The sequence below is a fragment of the Leisingera sp. XS_AS12 genome, from assembly GCF_041224635.1.
GTDB lineage: Bacteria > Pseudomonadota > Alphaproteobacteria > Rhodobacterales > Rhodobacteraceae > Leisingera.
In genome coordinates this window covers 1-21141 of sequence record NZ_JBGFGM010000074.1, presented here as the reverse complement: position 1 = coordinate 21141, position 21141 = coordinate 1, and the positions used below count along the sequence as shown (strand labels likewise).

The window sequence follows — 21141 nt, the reverse complement described above, 5'->3', positions numbered from 1 at the left end:
CGCGAAGAAATCTCTCCGAACAAAGCCCAGACCCTTGTCGCAAGGTTGCCTCCGTGGCGCAGCCATGTAAACGGTGAAGCAGACAGATAACATTGGAGTGCCTGCAAATGCCGCCGCGCCACCACGAAGAGACCTCCGGTAAAACAGCGCAGACCGCGACGGAATACGTGCTGGACGAGCAGGTGGGCTTCTTGCTGCGCAAGGCCTATCAGCGGCACCAGACGATTTTCACGGAGCGGATGATCGGCGGGCTGACAGCGACCCAGTTTTCGATGCTGTTCCGCCTGGTGCAGGTGACGGGCCCAATTTCGCAGAACGCGCTGGGTCGTCTGGTTGCAATGGACGCGGCGACCACCAAGGGCGTGGTCTCGCGGCTGCAAGCCCAGGGGCTGGTGACCACTGAACGCGATACTGAAGACAAGCGCCGCTACATGCTGCGCTCGACTGAGAAGGGCCGCGCCCTCATCCAGGAGGCGCTGCCAGTGGTGATGGGCATCTCGGAAGCGACACTGGCGCCATTGACCAAACGCGAGAGCGAAACGTTCTTGCGGCTGCTGGCAAAGCTCTGCTGACCCTCCGCGCACGGCTGGCGTGCGGCTGAAGTCACAAATAGCATCTGCGAGATTCGGTAATTCGGCCGGGGTTCGACCCTGAGCCCTGTCGCGATTCGCGCCTGCATTCGCGCGGCAGGTTTAGGACGCAATGCGCGTCCAATAATCAGATGTGTCAGCGTAGCTTTCAAGCGTATTTCGCGTCCTCTACTCACCCATGCAACAACTAAACCATTGAAATAATGCAAGTTTGCAAAAGTTGCATTTTTTAAACTTGTTTCTGTACGAACAAAATCCTACACATGAAATAATTCGTACACAAACAGGTGCAGGACATGAAACCCTATCGGATCGGCCAGATCGTCCCCAGTTCCAACATCACGATGGAGACCGAAATCCCGGCGCTGCTGCGGGCGCGGGAGGCCATCGCGCCGGAGCGGTTCACCTTCCACTCCTCGCGGATGCGGATGAAGCATGTGACCAAGGAAGAACTGGCAAAGATGGATGCCGACAGCGACCGCTGTGCGCTGGAACTGTCGGACGCCAAGGTCGACGTGATGGGCTACGCCTGCCTGGTGGCGATCATGTCGATGGGCCACGGCTATCACCGCGTGTCGCAGGAACGCCTGCACGGCGTGACCAAGTCGAATGACGCCGCCGCCCCGGTGGTGACCTCTGCCGGTGCGTTGGTCGAAGGCGTCCAGGCCATCGGCGCCAAGAAAATCGCGGTGGTCGCCCCCTATATGAAGCCACTGACCGAAATGGTGGTGGAATACATCCGCAACGAGGGCATCGAGGTGGTGACTTGGCGCGCACTGGAGATTTCCGACAACCTCGCCGTGGCGGCGCATGACCCGATGAACCTGCCCGGCATCGTGTCCGAAATGGACACCAGCGATGTTGATGCCGTGGTGCTGTCGGCCTGCGTGCAGATGCCCTCGCTGCCGGCGGTGTCCACCGTCGAGGCACAAGTGGGCAAGCCGGTGCTGACCGCGGCCATCGCCACCACATGGCAGATGCTGAAGGCGCTGAAGCTCGACACCCGCGTTCCCGGCGGCGGCACCCTGCTGTCCGGCGCGTATTGAGGGAGGCGCACATGGCACTCGGATACAACGTCCACGCAAATGGCATCCGCCAGCACCTGATCCGCTATGCGGGCCCCGAGGGCGCGCCGGAACTCCTCGTCATTCCGGGCATTACTTCCCCCGCGATCACCTGGGGCTTTGTCGCCGAGCGGCTGGCAGAACGGTTCGACGTTCACGTGCTGGACGTGCGCGGGCGTGGGCTGTCGGAAACCGGAGACCTCGACTACACGCTGGATGCGCTGGCCGATGACGCAATCGCGCTGGCGCGGCAGATGAACAACCCCGTGGTCATGGGCCATTCGATGGGCGCTCGGATCGCGATCCGCGCCAACGCCCGCGATGCGGCGCCTTTTGCCGGGTATATCCTGGTCGACCCGCCGATGAGCGGCCCGATGCGCCGCGCCTACCCGTCGAAATGGCCGTGGTATGGCGACAGCATCGTGATGGCGGCACAGGGCTGCTCGGCGGAGGATATGCGCGCCTATTGCCCGACCTGGACCGAGGAGCAACTGGCCTTGCGCGCCGAATGGCTGCACACCTGTCACTGGGGCGCGATCCGCACCGCCTTTGACGGCTTCCACACCGACGACATCCACCAGGACATCCCCAAGATCGGCAAGCCCGCACGGCTGGTGATCGCCGGGGGCGCGACGGTTGTGGATGCAGATGACCAGGCCGAGGTGGCAGAGCTGAACCCGAAGATCGAACAGCGCATCGTACCCGGCGCAGGCCACATGATCCCTTGGGACGATCTCGAAGGGTTCCTCGCCGCCGTTCTCGACTTCACCGCATAACAAACACGACTTCAGGGAGAAACGTGATGGACCATCAGAGCTTTACCGAAATCTGCGTACATCAGCTGAAAATGTCCGGCGTGCAGAAGGACGAGCGCCTGGTCGTGCTGACACAGGGCAACGAGCGCTTGGATTATGCCGATGCCTTCATGGCGGCAGGAAGGATCCTCGGCGCCAACATGTACCACATGCGCCTGCCCGCGCCGCCGGTCGCCGGGGCCTGGGCGGTGGGCGAGACCGGTTTGGCAGCCATGCCCGATGCGGTGGAGGCGCTGAAGAATTGCGACATGCTGATCGACTGCATCTTCCTGCTGTTCAGCCCCGAGCAGATGGCGATCCAGGCGGCCGGAACCCGCGTGCTGACTGCGGTGGAGCCGCCGGAGCTGCTGGCGCGGATGCTGCCCAGCCAGGAACTGCGCGAGAAGGTAGAGATCGGTGCGGACTACCTGTCGCGCGCAAAGGTGATGCGGATCACCTCGCCGCATGGCACCGACGTGACCTACAAGCTCAATACCTATGAGACCGTGGCCGAATATGCCTGCACCGACACGCCGGGCCGCTGGGACCACTGGCCCTCGGGCTTTGTCTTTACCGGCGGCGACGATGACGGCGTGGACGGCACCATCGTGGTGGCGCCGGGCGACGTGCTGCTGCCGCAGAACATGTATGTGCGCGACCCGATCACCTACACCATCGAGAAGGGCTGGATCACCGACATCCGCGGCGGGCTGGATGCGGAACTGGTGAAGTCCTACATGCAGGCCTTCAATGATCCGCGCGGCATGGGGATGAGTCATGTCGGATGGGGCATGAACCCCAATGCCAAATGGCACGGTATGACCCCGGGCGAATTCCCCGGCGGCATGGGGATGGAGCCGCGCAGCTTTTACGGCAACGTGATGTTCTCGACCGGCCCCAACAACGAGCTGGGCGGACCGAACGACACCGCCTGCCACCTCGACATCCCGATGCGCGGCTGTTCGCTGTTCCTGGATGACGAGCCGATCGTGATCGACGGCGATCTGGTGGTGAAGGAAATGCAGATGGAGCGCGGCTGAGGCCGCGGGGGAGGGGGCAGCATGTCTCAGGAACAGGTCTATTCGGATGCGGGCTTTGGCCAGAGGGTGCCGCGCGGCACCCGGCCCGCCATCGTGGTGGTGGATTTCTCCTACGGGTTCACTGACACGCAATACCCGACCGCCGCTGACATGTCCGCGCAGATTGCCGCGACCCGACGGCTGACGGACAAGGCACGCGCCATGGGTCTGCCGGTGATCTATACCACCATCGCCTTTCAGCCTTGGGAGCGTGAAGCGCTGCCCTGGCTGAAAAAGGCCGCCGGAATGGCGGCCCTTGCCGCGGGCAGCCGCCTGGTGGAAATCGACGCCGCCACGGGTATCGCGGCGGCAGATCCGGTGATTGTCAAACACGGCGCTTCTGCTTTTCACGGCACCAATCTGGCGGGCCTACTAACCGGAGCAGGGGTGGATACGGTGATCGTCACCGGCGCGACCACTTCTGGCTGTGTGCGCGCCACCGTGGTCGATGCGGTGCAATCCGGCTTCAACGTTCTGGTACCGCGGGACTGCTGCGCAGACAGGGCGCAAGCACCACATGACGCGAACCTTTACGACATGAACCAGAAATACGCGGACGTCACCGACGCCGCCGATATCGAGGACTGGCTCGACAGCCTGGCCTGAGCCGTGTCATCTGCGGGCGTCAGCGCCCGCAGGCCGGATGCGGCAGACCCAAACAACAAGCGGTGCAGCAAAGCATCCTCTAACATAACTCAACGATCCAACGGGAGCGCAGATCAATGCTACGTACAGTATCCCTGTGGCTGGTGGGGCTGGTCATTCTGGCCTGTTACGCCGTGCCTTACGGCCTGCTTGGCGACACGCCGAGCTGGACCGGTGCCTTTCTTTTCTGGACCCTTGCGGGGGTGGCCATCATCGTGCTGAACGCGCTGGCCACCGCCTCTTTCACGGAGGACGAGGAATGAGCCAGTCTTTCATCTGGTACGGCATCGCCGCCTATGTGGTGATCTCCATCATCGTCGCTATCCTGTCGCGGGCGGGCAAATCCACGACAATGTCGGATTACTTTCTGGGCGGCCGCAGCATGGGCGGCGTGGTCTCGGCACTCAGCTATTCGGCCACCACCTATTCCGCCTTCATGATGGTCGGGCTGGCCGGGCTCACCTACAAGGGCGGCGTCGGCGCGCTGGGGTTCGAGATCGTCTATTTCGCCGGCGTGTCGCTGGTCGCCATCTTCGGTCCGCGCTTCTGGGCGGCGGGCAAGAAATACGGGTTCGTCACCCCGTCGGAGATGCTGGGCGCGCGCTACGGCAGCCGCTGGGTTGCGATCGCGGCGGCAATCGTCAGCTGCATCTTCCTGATCCCGTATTCCGCAGTGCAGCTCTCTGGTGTGGGCTATCTGGTGTCCGGCATGTCGGACGGCGCGATTTCCTTTGGCACCGGGCTGCTGATTGCAACCGCGCTGGCGATCTTCTTCTCCTACGTGGCGGGCATCCGTTCGGTCATGTGGACCGACAGCCTGCAGGCGCTGGTGATGATCGTTGCCTCCTCCATCGTGGCCATCCTGGTCGTCAGCGAACTGGGCGGCTTCACCGGCATGTTCGAAACCGTCGCCGAACGCAAACCCGAGATGCTGACGGTGCCGGGTCCGGGATTGTTCAGCCTGCAGACCTTCATCGGGCTGACCATTCCGTGGTTCTTCTTCTCGATCTCCAACCCGCAGGTCAGCCAGCGCCTGTTCATGCCGGAATCCAAGGCCGCGCTGCGCCGGATGCTGCTGATCTTCCTGTGCTTTGGCCTGATCTACACGCTGGTGTCGGTAATCTGGGGGTTCTCGGCCTTCGTCGCCTTCCCGGAACTGGAGCGCGCGGATCTCGCGACCTCGGTGCTGCTGGCGTCTGATTTCGTGCCGCCGGTGCTGGGGGTGATCGTGATGGTCGGTATTCTGGCCGCGGCCGTGTCCACCATCGATTCAATCCTGCTGACGCTGTCATCGATGCTGGCGCGCGATGTTTACGGCAATGTCAGCGGCGACCAGTCCGATCACCGCCAGCTGTGGATCGGCAAGCTGGTGATCCCGGTGATCTCCGTTCTTGCCCTCGGTTTTGCCGCGCTGGAGCTGAGCCTGATTTCGATCCTGTCGGTTGCCGCCTCGGCCGGGCTGGTGGTGACCGTGCCCGCCATTGTCGGCGCCTTCTTCTGGAAGCGCGGCACGGCCGCCGGTGCGCTGGTCTCGATTGCGGGTGGCGGGCTGTTCGTGATCGTGATGTATCTGACCGGCAACAAGCTGTTCGGCTACAACGCGGGCATTCTGGGCCTGCCGGTGTCGACGCTGCTGTTCGTCGGTGTCAGCCTTCTGACGCGCCCCAGTGACGAGGTGACCGAAGGCTTTGTTTCGTCAAGGTCGACCGCCGTTCCGGCAGCACCGGTGAAGGCTGGTTGAGCCAAGCCGTTCGTCAAAGTCGATCTGCATCCCCGGCATCATAGGTGCTGGGGATGCTTCGCATCAGGGAAAGGGAAATCTTCCTAACGCTTCTGAGAAAGTGAACCGCATAACCGCTGGGCTGCCGTTAAAATATTTAACATAATTGTAATTCTGCGCTGTAGAGGCCTGATGGCACGCACTCTCCAATAGTCACGAGGAACAGACCTCATTCCAACCGAACAATCATACATGCTCCGCATCGCTGTTTGTCGCCGCTCGGTCTGGTCCCACGCGGATCACTTCGCACCCCGACGCCCGGCACTGCTGCTGAACCTCTTCAGGCAGGTCCGCCCCGGTCACGACAACGTCATACTCCCACACCATGCCTTTGCGACACGGCAATGCCTTGCCGAGCTTGCTGGCATCCATGACCAAAACCGTGCGCCGCGCGCAGGCGGCGATGGCTGAGCGGGCCGCGACTTCCTCGGTGTTGTAGTCCAGAACCGCACCGCAGGGTGATAGCCCTCCACAACTGAAGACCGCGAGATCGACAAGGAAGCTGCTGAAAAACGTCACCGATGCCGCGCCGATCACGTCAAGATCACGAAGACGCAGCGTGCCACCGGAAAGCACCACTTCAGCCCCCTCCGCTGCCTGCAAGGCAATCGCGGCATGTATGCTGTTGGTGGCGATGAACAAATCTGCACGGCTGGCCGCCAGCATGCGCGCACAGGTTTCCACCGTGGTGCCGGTGCCAAGCGCGATCCGGGCACCATTGGGGACAAGGTCGCGCACCGCCATGGCGATCTGCTGCTTTTCTGCCCGCGCCAAGCTGGCCCTGGGCGCATACCCGATATTTTCCGAGGGCTGGCGCAGCCGCACCCCCCCGTTGCGCCGCTGCACCAATGCAGCCTCATCCAACTGACGCAGATCACTGCGGATCGTCTGCACCGAAACGCCCAATCGCGCCGCAAGCGCGGCTGCAGACAGTTCTTCCGCCTCGCACAACAGCGCGATGATGGCATCGCGTCGCCGGGTCATGTCCTCCTTGCGCATCCGCTTTCCTTTGAAAATAAACCTGCCGCCCCCTCGGGTAGCAGGCCATAGTCCAGGCGGGCAAGATAATAATATTGTTGGGAAACTGTCACAAAACCTTTTCAGACTCGGGGAATAACGGCGGCACGCACACTTTCGTACGAAAGCCAAAACCGGAGATTTCCGATGAAAACCCTTCTGTCTGCCGCCACGCTGGCTCTGGTCGCTACGGCGCCCCTGGCCGACACTTTGACTCTTTATACCTCGCAGCCCAACGCCGACGCGCAAAAAACCGTCGACGCCTTCATGGCCGCCCACCCGGGCATCGAGGTCGACTGGGTGCGCGACGGCACCACCAAGCTGATGGCCCGGCTCACTGCCGAGATCGAGGCCGGCAACCCGCAGCCCGACGTGCTGCTGATCGCAGACACCGTGACGCTGGAAGGCATGGCGCAGGCCGGCCACCTCAAGGCCTACCAGTCGCCCGAGGCACAGGCCTATGACCCGGCGCTCTATAGCGCCGATGGCTACTATCACTCGACCAAGCTGATCACCACCGGCATCGTCTACAACACCGGCGCCGCCAGCCAGCCGACCTCCTGGGGCGATCTGGCCGATCCGTCGCTGAAGGGCCAGCTGGCAATGCCCTCGCCGCTCTACTCCGGCGCAGCACTGATCCACCTCGCGACCCTGACCGGCGACGACAAGCTGGGCTGGGACTACTACGGCGATCTCGCCACCAACGAGGCCCGCGCCCAGGGCGGCAACGGTGGCACCTTCAAGGCGGTCGCCTCCGGCGAGAAGCCCTATGGCGTGGTCGTCGACTTCCTCGCCATCCGCAACAAGGCTGACGGCTCGCCGGTGGAATTCGTCTTCCCCGAGGAAGGCGTCTCCTATGTCACAGAACCGGTGGCGATCCTCGAGACCGCCAAGAACGTGGATGCGGCACAGAAATTCGTCGATTTCGTGCTGTCGCAGCAGGGCCAGCAGCTGGTGCTGGACATGGGTTACATCCCGGCCCGCAACGGCATGGGCGTGCCCGAGGGCTTCCCGGCCCGCGAAGCGATCAAGCTGATGGCCTTTGACCCGGCGCAGGCGCTGCAGGACGCCGACGCGAACAAGGCGAAATTCGCAGAGCTCTTCGGCGCCGAATGACACGCGCGATCGCATATCCCAGCAGCAGCCGGTCCGAGGGCCGGCTGCTGACGCTGGTTCTGGGGCTGGCCATCCTGGTCACCCTGGCGCCGGTCGCCCGGCTGTTCCACGAGGGGCTGACCGCTGGCGGCGGCCTCAATCCCGGATTTCTGGCCGAGGTTCTGGCCAAGCCCGCCACCCGCTCGGCGCTGTGGCATTCGCTGGTGACGGCGGGGCTGGGAACCTTGATTTCCGTGCTGATCGGCGGCGTCTTTGCCTTTCTGGTGGCGCTCACCGACCTGCGGCGCAAGGCGGCGCTGGTGTTCTGCCTGATGATCCCGATGATGATCCCGCCGCAGATCACCGCCCTGTCCTGGACCCAGGTGATGGGCCCGTCGTCGGTGTTCCTCAAGACCCTTGGCCTCGCACCGCCGCTCGGCGCGCCGCAGCCCCTGTATTCCCCCGGCGGCATCATCCTGCTGCTCGGCATCCAGCACACCTCCATCATCTTTCTGACCCTGCGCGCCGGGCTGCGCGCGATCCCGCAGGACGCGGTTGAGGCCGCGCGCATTTCCGGCGCCCGCGGGCTGCGGATCTGGTGGCAGGTGGTGCTGCCGCTGACCCTGCCCAGCCTGCTGGGCGGCATCGCGATCACCTTTGTCACCGCGCTCGGCAATTTCGGCATCCCGGCGATGCTGGGCATTCCGGCAGGCTATGCCACCCTGCCGACGCTGATCTACCAGCGGCTGGCCGGACTTGGCACCGCGGTGCTGGCCGAGGTTGCAGTGCTGGCCATGCTGATCGGCGCCGTCGCCATCGCGGGCATCCTGCTGCAGCGCTTCTTCCAGCGCCGCCAGCGGTTGCACCTGACCGGCTCCGGTGGCCGCGCGCTGATGATCCCCTTGGGCCGCGCCCGGCTGCCGGTCGAGATCGCGCTGTGGCTGGTGATCGCCGCCATCCTGGTGCTGCCGATGGCGGGTCTGCTGGCGACCTCCCTGGTGCCGGCCTACGGTGTGCCCCTGCGGCTCGACACCCTGTCGCTGGACGGCTGGCACGAGGCGCTGTTCCGCCAGCCTGCCATCCGACGCGCCTTCGTGAACTCCTTCCTGCTGTCGGCCGGAGCAGCGGCGCTGCTGATGGCCCTGTGCCTGCCGCTGGCCTGGCTGATGGAACGGCACAAGACCCGCGCGGGGCAGCTGTTCGACAGCCTGCTGGACCTGCCCTATGCGCTGCCCGGCGTGGTGCTGGCGATCGCGATGATCCTCCTGCTGATCAACCTGCCGTTCACGGAGGCCACGCTCTACGGCACCATCTGGATCATCTTCCTTGCCTATCTTGCGCGTTTCCTCGCGGTGATGTTCCGCCCGGTGCAGTCGAGCCTGCGCCAGCTCGATCCCGCCATGGACGAGGCCGCCCGCGCCGTCGGCGCACCATTGTGGCGGCGGCTGCGCGACATCGTCCTGCCGCTCTCGGCCCCTGCCGCCGCGGCCGGCGCGATCCTGGTGTTCCTTACCGCCTTCAACGAGCTCACCGTCTCGGCGCTCCTGTGGTCCTCGGGCACCGAGACGCTGGGCGTGGTGATCTTCAACCTCGACGACAGCGGCGAGACGGTTATGGCCTCGGCCGTGGCCATGACCATCGTGCTGGTCGTCATGTTCCTGATGGCGGTGATCCAGCTGACCTCCCGCCACCTGCCCAAAGGAGTTGTCCCATGGCAGAGCTGACCCTCACCGGTCTTGCCAAGCATTTCGGCAAGACCGCTGCGCTGCAATCCGTCTCCACCACGGTGGAAAACGGCGAGTTCCTCGCCCTTCTCGGCCCTTCCGGCTGCGGCAAGTCCACTCTGTTGCGGCTGCTCGCCGGCTTCGAGCAGCCGAGCGAAGGCAGCATTCACATCGGCGCGCAGGAAGTGGCCAATGCCGCCACCGGCCGCCACGCCGCACCGGAGGACCGCAACATCGGCTTCGTGTTCCAGTCCTACGCCCTGTGGCCGCATATGACCGTGCGCCGCAACGTCGGCTACCCGCTGGAGATCCGCAAACTGCCAAGGGCCGAACGCGAAGCCCGCATCGACGCCGCGCTGGCAGCCACCGCGCTGCAACCTTACGCCGACCGCATGCCCTCGGATCTGTCGGGCGGCCAGCGGCAGCGGGTGGCGCTGGCGCGCTGCCTGGTCTCGGACCCGACCGCCGTGCTGCTGGATGAGCCGCTGGCCAATCTCGACGTCGCCCTGCGCGCCTCGATGCAGGAAGTGTTCTGCGATTTCCACCAGCGCACCAGCGCGACGATGGTCTATGTCACCCACGACCAGGCCGAGGCAATGGCGATGGCCGACCGCATCGCGGTGATGAACGAGGGTCGGATCGTGCAGCTCGACACGCCCGAGGCACTCTATGCCCGTCCCCGCAGCCGCTTTGTGGCCGAGTTCATCGGCGATGGAACCGTGGTGCCGCTGTCCGGCCCCCAGCACAGCGGCACCAGCTGCGAGGCCAGCCTGCTGGGCACCCGCCTGCCGGTAAAAACCGACAGCCCCAGCCCGACACTGGCCTGCCTCAGGCCGGAAAACCTCGCCATTGCGGAAACCGGCGACATCCGCGCCCAGGTCGCCCGCGCCACCTATCTCGGCGGCCGCTACCGGCTGGATCTGGTCGCCACCACCGGCGACGCGCTGGTCGCCCAGAGCCTGACCCGCTACGCCCCCGGCAGCCAGATCGGGCTGACCCTGACGCCGCCCTGGGCCTTCGCCGCCGCCTGATCCGGAGACACCACATGAGCACCATCACCGTTCTCTCCGGCATCGGAGACAAGGGCCCGGCCGCGATGCGCCTCGACACCGGTCGCCGCCGCTGGCTCTTGGACTGCGGCTTCGGGCCCGAGGCCAACGCCAATTTCGACCCCGCCTGGCTGGAGGGCGCCGATGCGGTCTTTGTCACCCATGACCATATCGACCACATCGGCGGCGCCGCTTACGCGGTGGAGGCCGGCCTGCCGATCTATGCCACCCGCCGCACCGCGCAGGCGCTGCCGCCCTCGGCCCGGGTGCAGGAGTTGCCGGAACAGGGCGAGATCCTGCTGGACGGCGTGCGCCTCACCACCGGGCGCAACGGCCATGCGCTTGGCGGCGTGTGGTTCCACTTCGACCTCGGCGGCGGGCTGTTCTATTCCGGCGACTGGTCAGAGGAATCGGCCTGGTTCGCCTTTGACGCGCCGCCGCCCGCCGAGACCGCGATCATCGACTGCTCCTACCACCTGAACCCGGTGCCGCAGGCGCAGCGGCTGGCCGATCTTGACGCGCTGATCGACCGGCTGGAGGGCCAGATCCTGCTGCCGGTGCCGCCCTCGGGCCGCGCAGGCGAACTGGCGCTGCACCTGATGCGCCGCTTCGGACCCGAGGCGGTGCTGCTGGACCCCGAATGCGCCGCCGCCCTGCGCGCTGCCCTCGCCTCCGGCGGCGTTGCCCCCGGCGCGCAGGAGATCGCGCCGCTCCTGGAGCGCGGCCCGCTGGACGCGGCCCGCTTTCTGATCTGCGACACCCCCAACGCCGACGGCGGCGCGGCCTGGGCCTATGTGCGCGCCTGGCGCGAAAGCGGCCGGTTGGGGCGCGATGCGCATGTGATCTTCACCGGCCACATGACCGCCCATGCCCGCGGCATCGAGGCGGTCGAGGGCGGGCATTTCTGCCGCTGGAACGTGCATCCGCCGCTGCCGGACCAGATCGCGATGATCCGCCGCCTCGGCGCCAAACGCTTTGCCCCCGCTTTCTGCACCCTGCCCGAGGACTACCTGGTGGAACCGGGCTTTGACGCCCAGGTGTTCCTGCATGAAACGGTGGCGCTGTGACCGGGCCGCTGCCAGCCCTGCCCGCCCGCGCCTTCTGCCTGATCCGCCACGGCGAGACCACGGCCAACCGCGCGGGCCTCATCGCCGGGCGTCTGGATGTGGCGCTGACGGAGGCAGGCCGCGAGCAGGCCCGCGCCCTCGCGGACCGCGACTGGCCCAAGCCACTGGCCCTGTTCACCAGCCCAATGGCCCGGGCCCGCGAAACCGCGACGCTTGGCTTTCCCGGACGTCCTGCAACCGTGCTGGACGGTCTGCGCGAACGCGACTGGGGCATCTTCGAAGGCCGCCCCCTGGCCGAACTGCCCCGGCGCGAGGACACGCCAGACGACGGCGAGGGCTGGGCTGAGATGATCGGGCGCGTCCATGCCGCGCTGTCTGATTGCATCCGGCAGGCAGACCCTGCCCTCCCGGTGATCGTCTGCCACTCCGGCGTCATCCGCGCGACCCGCCTGCTGACCGGCCAGCCGGACGTCGGACAGCGTGCCCCCAACGCGCGCGCCATCCATTACCGTCCGCTCCCCTGCGGCACCCCCCTGACCCACAAGGAAGAGATTGATGAGCTTTGACACCCCCGCCCGCCGCCCCTGCGCCGTCTTCGACATCGACGGCACGCTGGCCGAATTCGACGCCGAGCGGCTCGGCCCGCTGGTGCACGGGCCGGAAAAACACTGGGACGCCTTCCACGACGCCATGGCGGAAACCGCGGTGATCGCGCCGGTGGCCCGGGTGCTGCGGCAGCTAAAGGCCGGCGGCGAGCAGATCGTGCTGTGTTCAGGCCGCCCCGCAGGCTGGGTGGCGCAGACCGTGGCCTGGCTGGAGGCGAACGATCTGCCCTTTGATGGTATCTATCTGCGCCCCGGCGATGCCGACGAGCTGAGCGACCCGGACGTGAAGCGCGACCTGCTGCAGCAGATGCGGCTCGACGGGTTCGATCCCTGGATCGTCTTTGACGACCGCGCCAGCGTGGTTGATTTCTGGCGCAGCGAAGGGCTGGTCTGCCTGCAATGCGCCCCCGGCGCGTTCTGAGCAGCTCCAGCGCGCGCGGCCTCAGTCGCCCAGCGGCTGCGGCCCCGTGCGCCCGTGATAAGCGGTGAGCGACGCGCGGATGCGGCGCAGGTTCTCGGTGGTTTCATCCATCGCCTGCGCCACCGCCATCGCCAGCGCATCGACCACGATCATGTGGATATAACGCGAGGCGGTGGGCTTGTGGATGTCCCGGTCCTCCGGCAGGTCCAGCAGGATCGGCACCGTGCAGGCATGGGCCAGCCGGGTGCCCGGCTTGGTGATGCAGATGGTCGTCGCACCATAGCCGCCGGCAATCTCTGCCGCACCGACGATGGCATCCGCCTCGCCGCTGGCCGAGATCAGGAACAGCACATCCCCCGCCTTCAGCGTCGCCGCGCGCATCTGCAGGATGTAGCTGTCGCTGGTCGACACCGCCGGGATTCCCAGCCGGAAGAACCGGTTCGCCGCCTCCTGCGCCACATTGGAAGAGCCGCCGCCAATGCCCGCGAAAACCAGATGCCGGGTCTCCAGCAGGGCTGCCTTTGCGAGCTCCATCGCCTCTGCATCGATCTGCTGCTGCATGGCGCTGGCCGAGGCATATAGCGCGCCGAGGATCTGATCGATCGCCGTATCGCCGCGCACCTGTTCGGGCAGCGGCTTGGCGGTCAGATATTGCTGGCTGACCGCAAGGTTCTGCGCCAGCCGCAGCTTGAACTCGCGAAACCCGTCGCAGCCGAGCGTCCGGCAGAAGCGGATCACCGTCGGGGTGCTGACATCGCACTGCCCCGCCAGCTCGGCGATGGTCATGGCGCTGATCTGCTCCAGATGCGCCTTGACGAAATCGGCCACCTTCTGCTCCTGCGTCGGCAGCTGTCCGTCATGGCGGCGCAGCGAGGAAATCACGTCCGCTGTGCCCGAAATACCCTTCTTCGGAGGCAGCCCGTCAGCGGTAAAAGCAATGGTTTCGTCGGTCACGGCGGTCTCCTTGGTTACGCCGAGAAACGTAACTCAGATACATTTTCGGGTCAAACCGACAAAAATCTAAGATGGTTTTTCAGGCATTTGTCGAAAATACGTACCTGAGTAACAAAATTATGTTGATTTCATGCCGCCAACCTGAGTTAAATGTACTTAAAGTACAAGAAAGCTCAGGGGAGGTGAGCGATGCGGAAATGGGCCGAAACCGACAGCGTCAAAATCAACTCAACCGTCGAAGCCATCGTCGCCGCCCTGATGCTGGCGCTGGTGCTGGATGTCTGGCTGGGGGTGATTGACCGCTATTATTTCCACTGGCAGCTGCCCTGGCCCGAGGTTCTGGCCCGCTACCTGATGATCTGGGCGGCAATGCTGGCGGTGTCCTCCGGCATTGCGCGGCGCGACCACATCGGGCTGACCGCCTTTGTGCTGGCGTTGCCGACGGGGCTGCGCCGGGCGGCGCTGATCTGCATGGATCTCCTGGCACTGGCGCTGTTTCTCTACGTGCTGTGGTTCGGCATCGGCTTTGCCGCCAGTGGCGCACCGCGGCAGGCGATGATCTTCGGCGTCAGCCTTGCGCCCTTTTACGCCGCCATCCCGGTCTCTGCCGCGCTGGCCGCGGTGCAGCTGGCGCTGGTGCTGATGCGCGACATGGGCAGCCACATCGACAACCCGCCCTTCAACGACCGCCTCGAGGAGGAAACACCATGATCGCCGCGATCGCATTTGTTGTCCTCATCCTGTTCGGCATGCCGATCGGATTTGCCATCGGCCTCGCCGGCGTTGTCGGCCTGATCGACATGGGCGGCACCAGCTTCCTTGCCATCGGCCCCAGCAAGATCTTCAACGGGCTGAACATCTTCCCCTTCCTCGCGATGCCCTTCTTCATCCTGGCGGGCGAGATCATGAACGACATCGGCATCACAGGGCGACTGGTAAAGCTGGCGCAGGTGTTGGTCGGGCGCTTCCGCGGTGGGCTGGCGCATACCAACATGCTGGCCTCGGTGTTCTTTGCCGGGCTGACCGGATCCGCCACCGCCGACGCCGCCGCCTTTGGCCGCACGTTGGTGCCCGCGATGGTCAAGGAAGGCTACAAACGCGACTACGCCTGTGCGGTCACCGCCGCCGGGTCGATCATCGGGCCGACCATCCCGCCCTCGGGCCTGATGGTGGTCTATGGCTCGCTGATGGGCGTGTCGATTGCCGGGCTGTTCGCGGCAGGCATCCTGCCCGGTCTGGTGATCTGCCTGGTCTGCATGGGCGTCATCGCCATCGGCGGCAAGCGCGAGAACCTGCCCAAGGCCATCCGCGGCGCCACCCCCCGCGAAATCTGGGACACCTTCCTGTCCTCCCTCACCGCGCTCGCCATGCCCATCATCATCCTCGGCGGCATCCTGGGCGGCATCGTCACCCCGACCGAGGCCGCCTCCATCGCCGTCGCCTACGCCATCTTCATCGGCGTCTTCGTCTACCGCACCCTGACCCTGCGGGGCTTCTACGGCATGCTGGTTCGCACCGCGCGCATCACCGGGGTGATCTTTGTCATCATCGCCTTTGCCGGCATCCTCGGCTGGTGGATGAGTTTCGAGCGCATCCCGCAGCTGATCGCGGAAACCGTGCTGGGCCTGTCGGACAACCGCTATGCGGTGGTCGCCATCATCATCGGATTGCTGCTGATCGTCGGCATGGTGATGGACATCACCGCCATCCTGATCATCCTCGCGCCGGTGCTGGTGCCGTTGACCGAACAGGTCGGGCTGGAGCCGATCCACGCAGGCATCATCTTTGTGCTGGCGCTGAACATCTCGCTGATGACACCCCCGGTGGGCGCCTGCCTCTTCGTGCTGTCATCCGTCACCGGCGAAAAGCTCGAGCGCATCTCGATGAAGCTGATGCCCTTCCTGCTGGCCGAGGTCGCCATCCTGTTTGTCTTTGCCTTCTGGGAGGACGCGGCCCTGCTGCTGCCCCGGATGCTCGGCTTCGCCCAATAACCAAAACCAAATCAAATCCAACAAGGAGGAAACCATGAACACTCTCATCAAGGGCCTGACCGTCGCGGCAACGCTGACAGCAACCACCGCATCGGCGGGCGGCGTCATCAAATTCGGCCACGACAACAAGACCGACCCGTTTGAAAACCCCGCCCACGCCTGCACCGCCGTGTTCTCCAACATCGTCACCGCCGACACCAACGGCTCGGTCACGGTTGAGGTCTTCGGCTCCAACCAGCTCGGCTCGGCTGCGGAACATGTGCAGCAGGTGCGCGACGGCATCATCCAGGCCACGCTGACCTCCACCGGCGCGCTGGCCAGCTACTACCCGCGCATCGACGTCTTAAACCTGCCCTTTGCCTTCAACGGCAACGCCTCCACCTATGAGGTCCTCGACGGCCCCTTCGGCAAGGAGCTCGCCGCCGACATCGAGGCAGAGCTGGGTGATGTTGTGGTGCTGGGCTTCCCGGACACCGGCGGTTTCTTTGCGGTCACCAACTCCAAGCGCCCGATTGCCAATCTCGAAGATTTCGAGGGCATCCGCATCCGCACCATGACCCTGCCCTCGCATCAGAAAATCATGCAGTCGCTGGGCGCCGAGGCCTATCCCCTGTCCTGGGGTGAGGTCTACTCCGGCCTGCAGACCGGCGTGATCGACGGCCAGATGAACCCGGTTCCGATCATCTCCTTCGCGAACTTCGCCGAGGTGCAGGAACACCTGACCCTGACCAACCACCTGTTCTCGCCCTATACCTTCATGATCAACCGCGCCTTCTATGAAGGTCTGAGCGAGGCCGAGCAGGCCACCCTGCACACCGCCGCCGAGAACTGCGTCACCGCCAGCCGCGGTTTGTCCCGCGTGATCGAGGCCTCTGACCGCGGCCTTGGCGGGCTGATGGACAAGATCAAGGTCACCGCCCTGACTGCCGAGCAGCGCGCCGCCATGGCCGCTGCCGCCCAGCCCGCGTTCGAGGCCCATGTGGCCGAGAACATGGACGCCCGCGCCGGTGAGCTGCTGGCCAAGTTCAAGGAACAGGTCGCCGCGGCCAACGCCTCCGCCTACCTCGACTGACCTCTGCGCCGGCCCGCGCGTTTGCGGGCCGAGCACCTTGGGCAGGCGTCCTTTTGCGCCTGCCCGAATCCCCCGACCAAAGGACCGAACCATGCGGGTCTTCTGCGCCTCGATTGCCACTGAAACCAACACGTTCTCGCCGCTGCGGACCGATTTCTCGGACTTTGCACAAAGCTTCTACGCCGCCCCCGGCGACCACCCCGAGACCCCGACCCTGTGCAGCGCCGTCTTCCCCGCCCTGCGCAAGCGCGCCGCCGCAGGCGAGGTCGAACTGATCGAGGGCACCGCCACCTGGGCCGAGCCCGGCGGCTTGGTCAACGCCCGCACCTGGGCGCGGCTGCGTGACGAGGTGCTGGAGCAGCTGCGCGCCGCCCTGCCGGTGGACGCGGTGGTGCTGGGGCTGCACGGCGCCATGATCGCCGACGGTTGTATTGATTGCGAAGGCGTGCTGATCGAATCCGTGCGCCAGATCGCCGGGCCGGACGTGCGCATCGGCGTTACCTTTGACCCGCACAGCCACCTCAGCGAAAAACGCGTGGCAAACGCGGACATCATCACCGTGTTCAAGGAATTCCCCCACACCGATTTCGTCGAGACCGGCGAGGCCTGCGTGGACCTGACCCTGCGCGCCGCCCGTGGCGAGATCGACCCCAAACTGTCCGTGTTTGACGTCCGCATGATGGAAGTGCTGCCCACCAGCCGCCACCCGATGCGCGGCTTCGTCGACAAGATGTGCGCGCTGGAGGCAGACGGCACCGCGCTGTCGATATCCGCCATCCACGGCTTCATGGCGGGCGATTCCCCCGATCTCGGCGCCAGGACCATCGTCATCACCGACGGCAACCAGTCTGCGGGCGATGCGCTCGCGCGCGAACTGGGGCTGGAGCTGCATTCCTTCCGCGGCACCACCAAACCCGAATTCCTGACCGTGACACAGGCGCTGGAACAGGCCTGCATGGCGGAGACCGGCCCGGTCGTGGTGGCCGATGTCTGGGACAATCCCGGCGGTGGCGTGGCCGGCGATTCCACCATCCTGCTGCGCGCCGCGCTGGACATGGGCGTCACCTCGATGGCGCTTGGCACCATCTGGGACCCGATGGCGGTACGCCTGTGCCACGCCGCCGGCGAAGGCGCGGAGCTGGACCTGCGCTTCGGCGGCAAGACCTCGGCCCATGCCGGTGATCCCATCGACGCCACCGTCACCGTCCTGCGCGTCGCCAAGGATGCGGTGCAAAGCTTCGGCGCCTCCATCGTGCCGCTGGGCGACTGCGCGGTGATCGACGTGAACGGCATCGCAGTGGTGCTGAACTCCAACCGCGCGCAGACCTTTTCCCCCGATCTCTTCACCAACCTCGGCATAGATATCGCGGCAAAACAGGTGGTTGCGGTGAAATCCACCAACCACTTTCACGGCGCCTTCGCCCCCGTCGCCGCCGATATTCTCTATGCCGCGGTGGATGGCCCCTACCCCAACAACCCGGCCGAGACCCGCTACACCCGCCTGACGCGCCCCCTTTGGCCGATCGTCGCGGAACCCTTCAAGGAGGCAAAACACGCATGACCTTCCCGCAGATCGACACCCCCGCCGTGCTGGTGGATCTCGACATTGCCGAGGCCAACATCGACCGCTTCCAGGCCCATTGCGACCAGCACGGGCTGAAGCTGCGCCCGCATATCAAGACCCACAAGCTGCCGATGATCGCCAAACGCCAGCTCGACGCCGGTGCCATTGGCATCACCTGCCAGAAGGTCAGCGAAGCCGAGGCGATGATCGCCGAGGGCGGCATTGATGACGTGCTGATCACCTTCAACATCCTCGGCGACACCAAACTGGCCCGCCTGCGCGCATTGGCCGAGCGCGTGCGCCTGACCGTGGTCGCCGACAACAGCGCCACCGTCGACGGGTTGTCCCGCGCCTTTGCCGACAGCCCCAATGCGCTGACAGTGCTGGTGGAATGCGACACCGGCGCCGCCCGCTGCGGCGTTGCAACGCCCGACGCCGCCCGCGACCTGGCGCAATACATCAGCCAGCAGCCCGGCCTCGCCTTCGGCGGCGTGATGACCTACCCGCCCGCCGGCGCCGAGGCTGAGGTGCAGCGCTGGCTGGTTGAGGCCAAATCCTTGATCGAAGCCGCCGGGCTGGAGGTGCCGACCGTCTCCAACGGCGGCTCCCCCGGCATGTGGCAGGCGCAAGAGGTCGGCATCGCCACCGAATACCGCATCGGCACCTATGTCTTCAACGACCGCTCGCTCCAGGCCCGTGGCACCTGCAGCTGGGACGACTGTGCCCTCAGCGTGCTGGTCACGGTGATTTCGGTGCCCAGCGAAGGCCGCGCGGTGATCGATGCCGGCAGCAAGGTGCTGACCTCCGACCTGTTGGGTCTGGACGGCCACGGCCATGTGCTGGGCCGCCCAGACATCCATATCGCGGGCCTCTCCGAGGAGCACGGCGTGCTGACCGCCAATGCCATCAACCTGCAGGTCGGCGACCGCCTGCGCATCATCCCGAACCACGTCTGCGTGGTCACCAACATGCTGGACGAGGTGCAGCTGATCCGCGGCAGCGAGCACCTTGGCCCCTGCCCGGTCGCCGCCCGTGGCCAGGTCTGGTGACCCCACCCACCCGAACACACCCATCATAACAAAAGGAACTCTGAACATGAGCAGCGAAAAGAAAGTCATCCGCTACGGCGACGATCGCACCGGCGCAGGCGGCCAGCCCCTGCCCTTCGCCCCCGCCGTGCGGGCCGGCGATTTCGTCTATATCTCCGGCCAGGTCGCGATGAAGGAAAACGGCGAGATTGAGCCCGGCGGCATCGAAAGCCAGACCCGTCGCACCATGGAAAACCTGAAAGCCGCCCTGGCACTGGCCGACTGCACCCTCGACGACATCGCCAAGGTCGGCGTCTGGCTCGACGATCCGCGCGACTTCTGGACCTTCAACCGGGTCTATGCCAGCTATTTCCCCAACGGCGGCCCGGCGCGCTCCACCGTGCGCTCGCAAATCATGGTCGACGCCAAGGTCGAGATCGACGCCGTGGTCTACAAGCCGCTGGATTGATCCCGCGCAGACCAGTCGGCCCTGCCTCGCCGCGGGGCCGCTCCGGCTCAGGCCAGCGCCGCAACCGCGGTTGCGATCCGGTCCAGCGCCTGGCGCAGCTCGGCCTCGGATGTGGCGTAGGAGATCCGGAAATAGGGCGAAATGCCAAAGGCCCGCCCCGGCACCACCGCCACATGGTGCTGCTCCAGCAGATAGGCGCAGAAATCCGCGTCCGTTTCCAGCACCCTGCCCTCCGGCGTGCGCTTGCCCAACACGCCTGCACAGTTTGCGAATGTATAGAATGCCCCCTCCGGCACCGGGCAGCTGATACCCTCCATACCGTTCAGCGCCTCCACCACCAGATCGCGCCGCGCCTGGAAACTGGCCCGCCGCTGCGCCAGCACATCCTGCGGGCCGGTCAGCGCCGCCACTCCCGCCGCCTGGCTGATCGACGAGGGATGCGAGGTCGACTGCGACTGCACCACCTTCATCGCCGCGATCAGATCACGCGGCCCGCCCGCATAGCCCAGCCGCCAGCCGGTCATCGCATAGGCCTTGGAGACGCCGTTCACGGTCAGGATCCGCTCCTTCAGCCGCGGCTCCAGCTGCGCCGGGGTGACGAACTCAAAACCGCCGTAGGTGATATGCTCATACATGTCATCCGCCATCAGCCAGACCTCCGGATGGCGCAGCAGCACCTCCAGCAGCGGCCGGTAATCCGCCGCGCCATAGCCCGCCCCCGCCGGGTTCGAGGGCGAATTCAGCAGCAGCCAGCGGGTGCGCGGCGTGATCGCCGCCTCCAGCTTCTCCGCCGTCAGCCGGAAGCCGGTGTCATCGCCGCAGGGCACCAGCACCGGCTCGCCGCCCGCAATGCGGATGATATCGGCGTAAGAGGTCCAGTAAGGCGTCGGAATGATCACCTCGTCGCCGGGATCAAGGCTGGCCATGAAGGCATCGAACAAGATCTCCTTGGCGCCGGTGCCCGCGATGATCTCCTCCGGGCCGTAGTCCAGCCCGTAGCACGTCGGGAAGATTGGCCGCTGAGAGGTTATGGCCACGCGCGCAGCCCTCAAACCGCGCAGCGGGTGGCCATAACCGGGTCTCAGGTCTCAACAGTGGTTTTGCGTAGACCACACCGCTGAGGAGACCGGCTA

General features: G+C 65.5%; 22 protein-coding genes. 19 read left to right on the top strand and 3 right to left on the bottom strand.

Annotation, left to right across the window (positions count from 1 at the left end):
- The first annotated feature begins 107 nt into the window (after positions 1-107).
- The 7 genes from AB9K35_RS06040 (at position 108) to AB9K35_RS06010 (ending at position 5913) form a co-directional block, all read left to right on the top strand.
- Positions 108-572 (top strand): MarR family winged helix-turn-helix transcriptional regulator, encoded by a 465-nt coding sequence (locus AB9K35_RS06040; RefSeq protein ID WP_222455987.1) that lies wholly within the window; start codon positions 108-110, stop codon positions 570-572.
- Between the two features lie 362 nt (positions 573-934).
- On the top strand, positions 935-1636 hold the full coding sequence (locus AB9K35_RS06035; protein WP_369924913.1) for an Asp/Glu racemase: 702 nt from the start codon (positions 935-937) through the stop codon (positions 1634-1636).
- An 11-nt stretch (positions 1637-1647) separates the two neighbouring features.
- Positions 1648-2430, top strand: coding sequence for an alpha/beta fold hydrolase (locus AB9K35_RS06030; RefSeq protein WP_369924886.1), 783 nt, complete (start codon positions 1648-1650; stop codon positions 2428-2430).
- 26 nt (positions 2431-2456) lie between these two features.
- Positions 2457-3488, top strand: coding sequence for a 2,5-dihydroxypyridine 5,6-dioxygenase (locus AB9K35_RS06025; RefSeq protein WP_222455985.1), 1032 nt, complete (start codon positions 2457-2459; stop codon positions 3486-3488).
- A 21-nt stretch (positions 3489-3509) separates the two neighbouring features.
- Positions 3510-4133: an isochorismatase family protein gene (locus tag AB9K35_RS06020; RefSeq protein WP_281708275.1), complete on the top strand. Its 624-nt coding sequence runs from the start codon at positions 3510-3512 to the stop codon at positions 4131-4133.
- A gap of 116 nt (positions 4134-4249) precedes the next feature.
- Positions 4250-4435, top strand: a complete 186-nt coding sequence (locus AB9K35_RS06015) for a hypothetical protein (protein WP_222455983.1) — start codon at positions 4250-4252, stop codon at positions 4433-4435.
- Positions 4432-5913 carry a sodium:solute symporter gene (locus AB9K35_RS06010; RefSeq protein ID WP_369924885.1) on the top strand — a complete coding sequence of 494 codons (1482 nt, stop codon included), beginning with the start codon at positions 4432-4434 and terminating at the stop codon, positions 5911-5913. The genes AB9K35_RS06015 and AB9K35_RS06010 overlap by 4 nt, the downstream gene beginning before the upstream one ends.
- A 225-nt stretch (positions 5914-6138) precedes the next feature.
- Here the strand turns inward: AB9K35_RS06010 and AB9K35_RS06005 are convergent, their stop codons facing one another.
- The gene (locus tag AB9K35_RS06005) at positions 6139-6951 is read right to left on the bottom strand and encodes a DeoR/GlpR family DNA-binding transcription regulator (protein WP_369924883.1); all 813 of its coding nucleotides are present in this window, start codon (positions 6949-6951) and stop codon (positions 6139-6141) included.
- A 165-nt stretch (positions 6952-7116) separates the two neighbouring features.
- Between AB9K35_RS06005 and AB9K35_RS06000 the strand changes: the two genes are divergently transcribed.
- From AB9K35_RS06000 to AB9K35_RS05975, 6 genes are read left to right on the top strand one after another with little or no spacing between them, the layout of a single operon-like run.
- Positions 7117-8085 (top strand): ABC transporter substrate-binding protein, encoded by a 969-nt coding sequence (locus AB9K35_RS06000; RefSeq protein WP_369924882.1) that lies wholly within the window; start codon positions 7117-7119, stop codon positions 8083-8085.
- Entirely contained in the window at positions 8082-9788 is a 1707-nt protein-coding gene (locus AB9K35_RS05995) for an ABC transporter permease (protein ID WP_369924881.1), read from the top strand. The genes AB9K35_RS06000 and AB9K35_RS05995 overlap by 4 nt, the downstream gene beginning before the upstream one ends.
- Positions 9776-10819 carry an ABC transporter ATP-binding protein gene (locus tag AB9K35_RS05990; RefSeq protein WP_369924880.1) on the top strand — a complete coding sequence of 348 codons (1044 nt, stop codon included), beginning with the start codon at positions 9776-9778 and terminating at the stop codon, positions 10817-10819. The genes AB9K35_RS05995 and AB9K35_RS05990 overlap by 13 nt, the downstream gene beginning before the upstream one ends.
- Before the next feature lie 14 nt (positions 10820-10833).
- Positions 10834-11904 (top strand): MBL fold metallo-hydrolase, encoded by a 1071-nt coding sequence (locus AB9K35_RS05985; RefSeq protein ID WP_369924879.1) that lies wholly within the window; start codon positions 10834-10836, stop codon positions 11902-11904.
- Positions 11901-12470 (top strand): histidine phosphatase family protein, encoded by a 570-nt coding sequence (locus AB9K35_RS05980; protein ID WP_369924877.1) that lies wholly within the window; start codon positions 11901-11903, stop codon positions 12468-12470. Before AB9K35_RS05985 ends, AB9K35_RS05980 begins: the two co-directional genes overlap by 4 nt.
- Positions 12460-12930 carry a hypothetical protein gene (locus AB9K35_RS05975; RefSeq protein ID WP_222455975.1) on the top strand — a complete coding sequence of 157 codons (471 nt, stop codon included), beginning with the start codon at positions 12460-12462 and terminating at the stop codon, positions 12928-12930. Before AB9K35_RS05980 ends, AB9K35_RS05975 begins: the two co-directional genes overlap by 11 nt.
- 21 nt (positions 12931-12951) lie before the next feature.
- On the opposite strand, the gene AB9K35_RS05970 is transcribed toward AB9K35_RS05975, so the two are convergent.
- Entirely contained in the window at positions 12952-13884 is a 933-nt protein-coding gene (locus AB9K35_RS05970) for a MurR/RpiR family transcriptional regulator (protein WP_369924876.1), read from the bottom strand.
- Positions 13885-14073: 189 nt separating this feature from the next.
- Between AB9K35_RS05970 and AB9K35_RS05965 the strand changes: the two genes are divergently transcribed.
- The 6 genes from AB9K35_RS05965 (at position 14074) to AB9K35_RS05940 (ending at position 20008) form a co-directional block, all read left to right on the top strand.
- Entirely contained in the window at positions 14074-14595 is a 522-nt protein-coding gene (locus AB9K35_RS05965; protein ID WP_369924875.1) for a TRAP transporter small permease, read from the top strand.
- Entirely contained in the window at positions 14592-15875 is a 1284-nt protein-coding gene (locus AB9K35_RS05960) for a TRAP transporter large permease (protein WP_369924874.1), read from the top strand. Before AB9K35_RS05965 ends, AB9K35_RS05960 begins: the two co-directional genes overlap by 4 nt.
- Before the next feature lie 34 nt (positions 15876-15909).
- Positions 15910-16947, top strand: a complete 1038-nt coding sequence (locus tag AB9K35_RS05955) for a DctP family TRAP transporter solute-binding subunit (protein WP_369924873.1) — start codon at positions 15910-15912, stop codon at positions 16945-16947.
- A gap of 91 nt (positions 16948-17038) precedes the next feature.
- Positions 17039-18508 (top strand): M81 family metallopeptidase, encoded by a 1470-nt coding sequence (locus tag AB9K35_RS05950; protein WP_369924872.1) that lies wholly within the window; start codon positions 17039-17041, stop codon positions 18506-18508.
- On the top strand, positions 18505-19560 hold the full coding sequence (locus tag AB9K35_RS05945; protein WP_369924871.1) for a D-TA family PLP-dependent enzyme: 1056 nt from the start codon (positions 18505-18507) through the stop codon (positions 19558-19560). The genes AB9K35_RS05950 and AB9K35_RS05945 overlap by 4 nt, the downstream gene beginning before the upstream one ends.
- Positions 19561-19606: 46 nt before the next feature.
- Positions 19607-20008 (top strand): Rid family hydrolase, encoded by a 402-nt coding sequence (locus AB9K35_RS05940; RefSeq protein WP_222455968.1) that lies wholly within the window; start codon positions 19607-19609, stop codon positions 20006-20008.
- 47 nt (positions 20009-20055) lie between these two features.
- Here AB9K35_RS05940 and AB9K35_RS05935 read toward each other — a convergent pair whose 3' ends face one another.
- Entirely contained in the window at positions 20056-21045 is a 990-nt protein-coding gene (locus tag AB9K35_RS05935) for a pyridoxal phosphate-dependent aminotransferase (RefSeq protein WP_369924870.1), read from the bottom strand.
- Between the last annotated feature and the right edge of the window lie 96 nt (positions 21046-21141).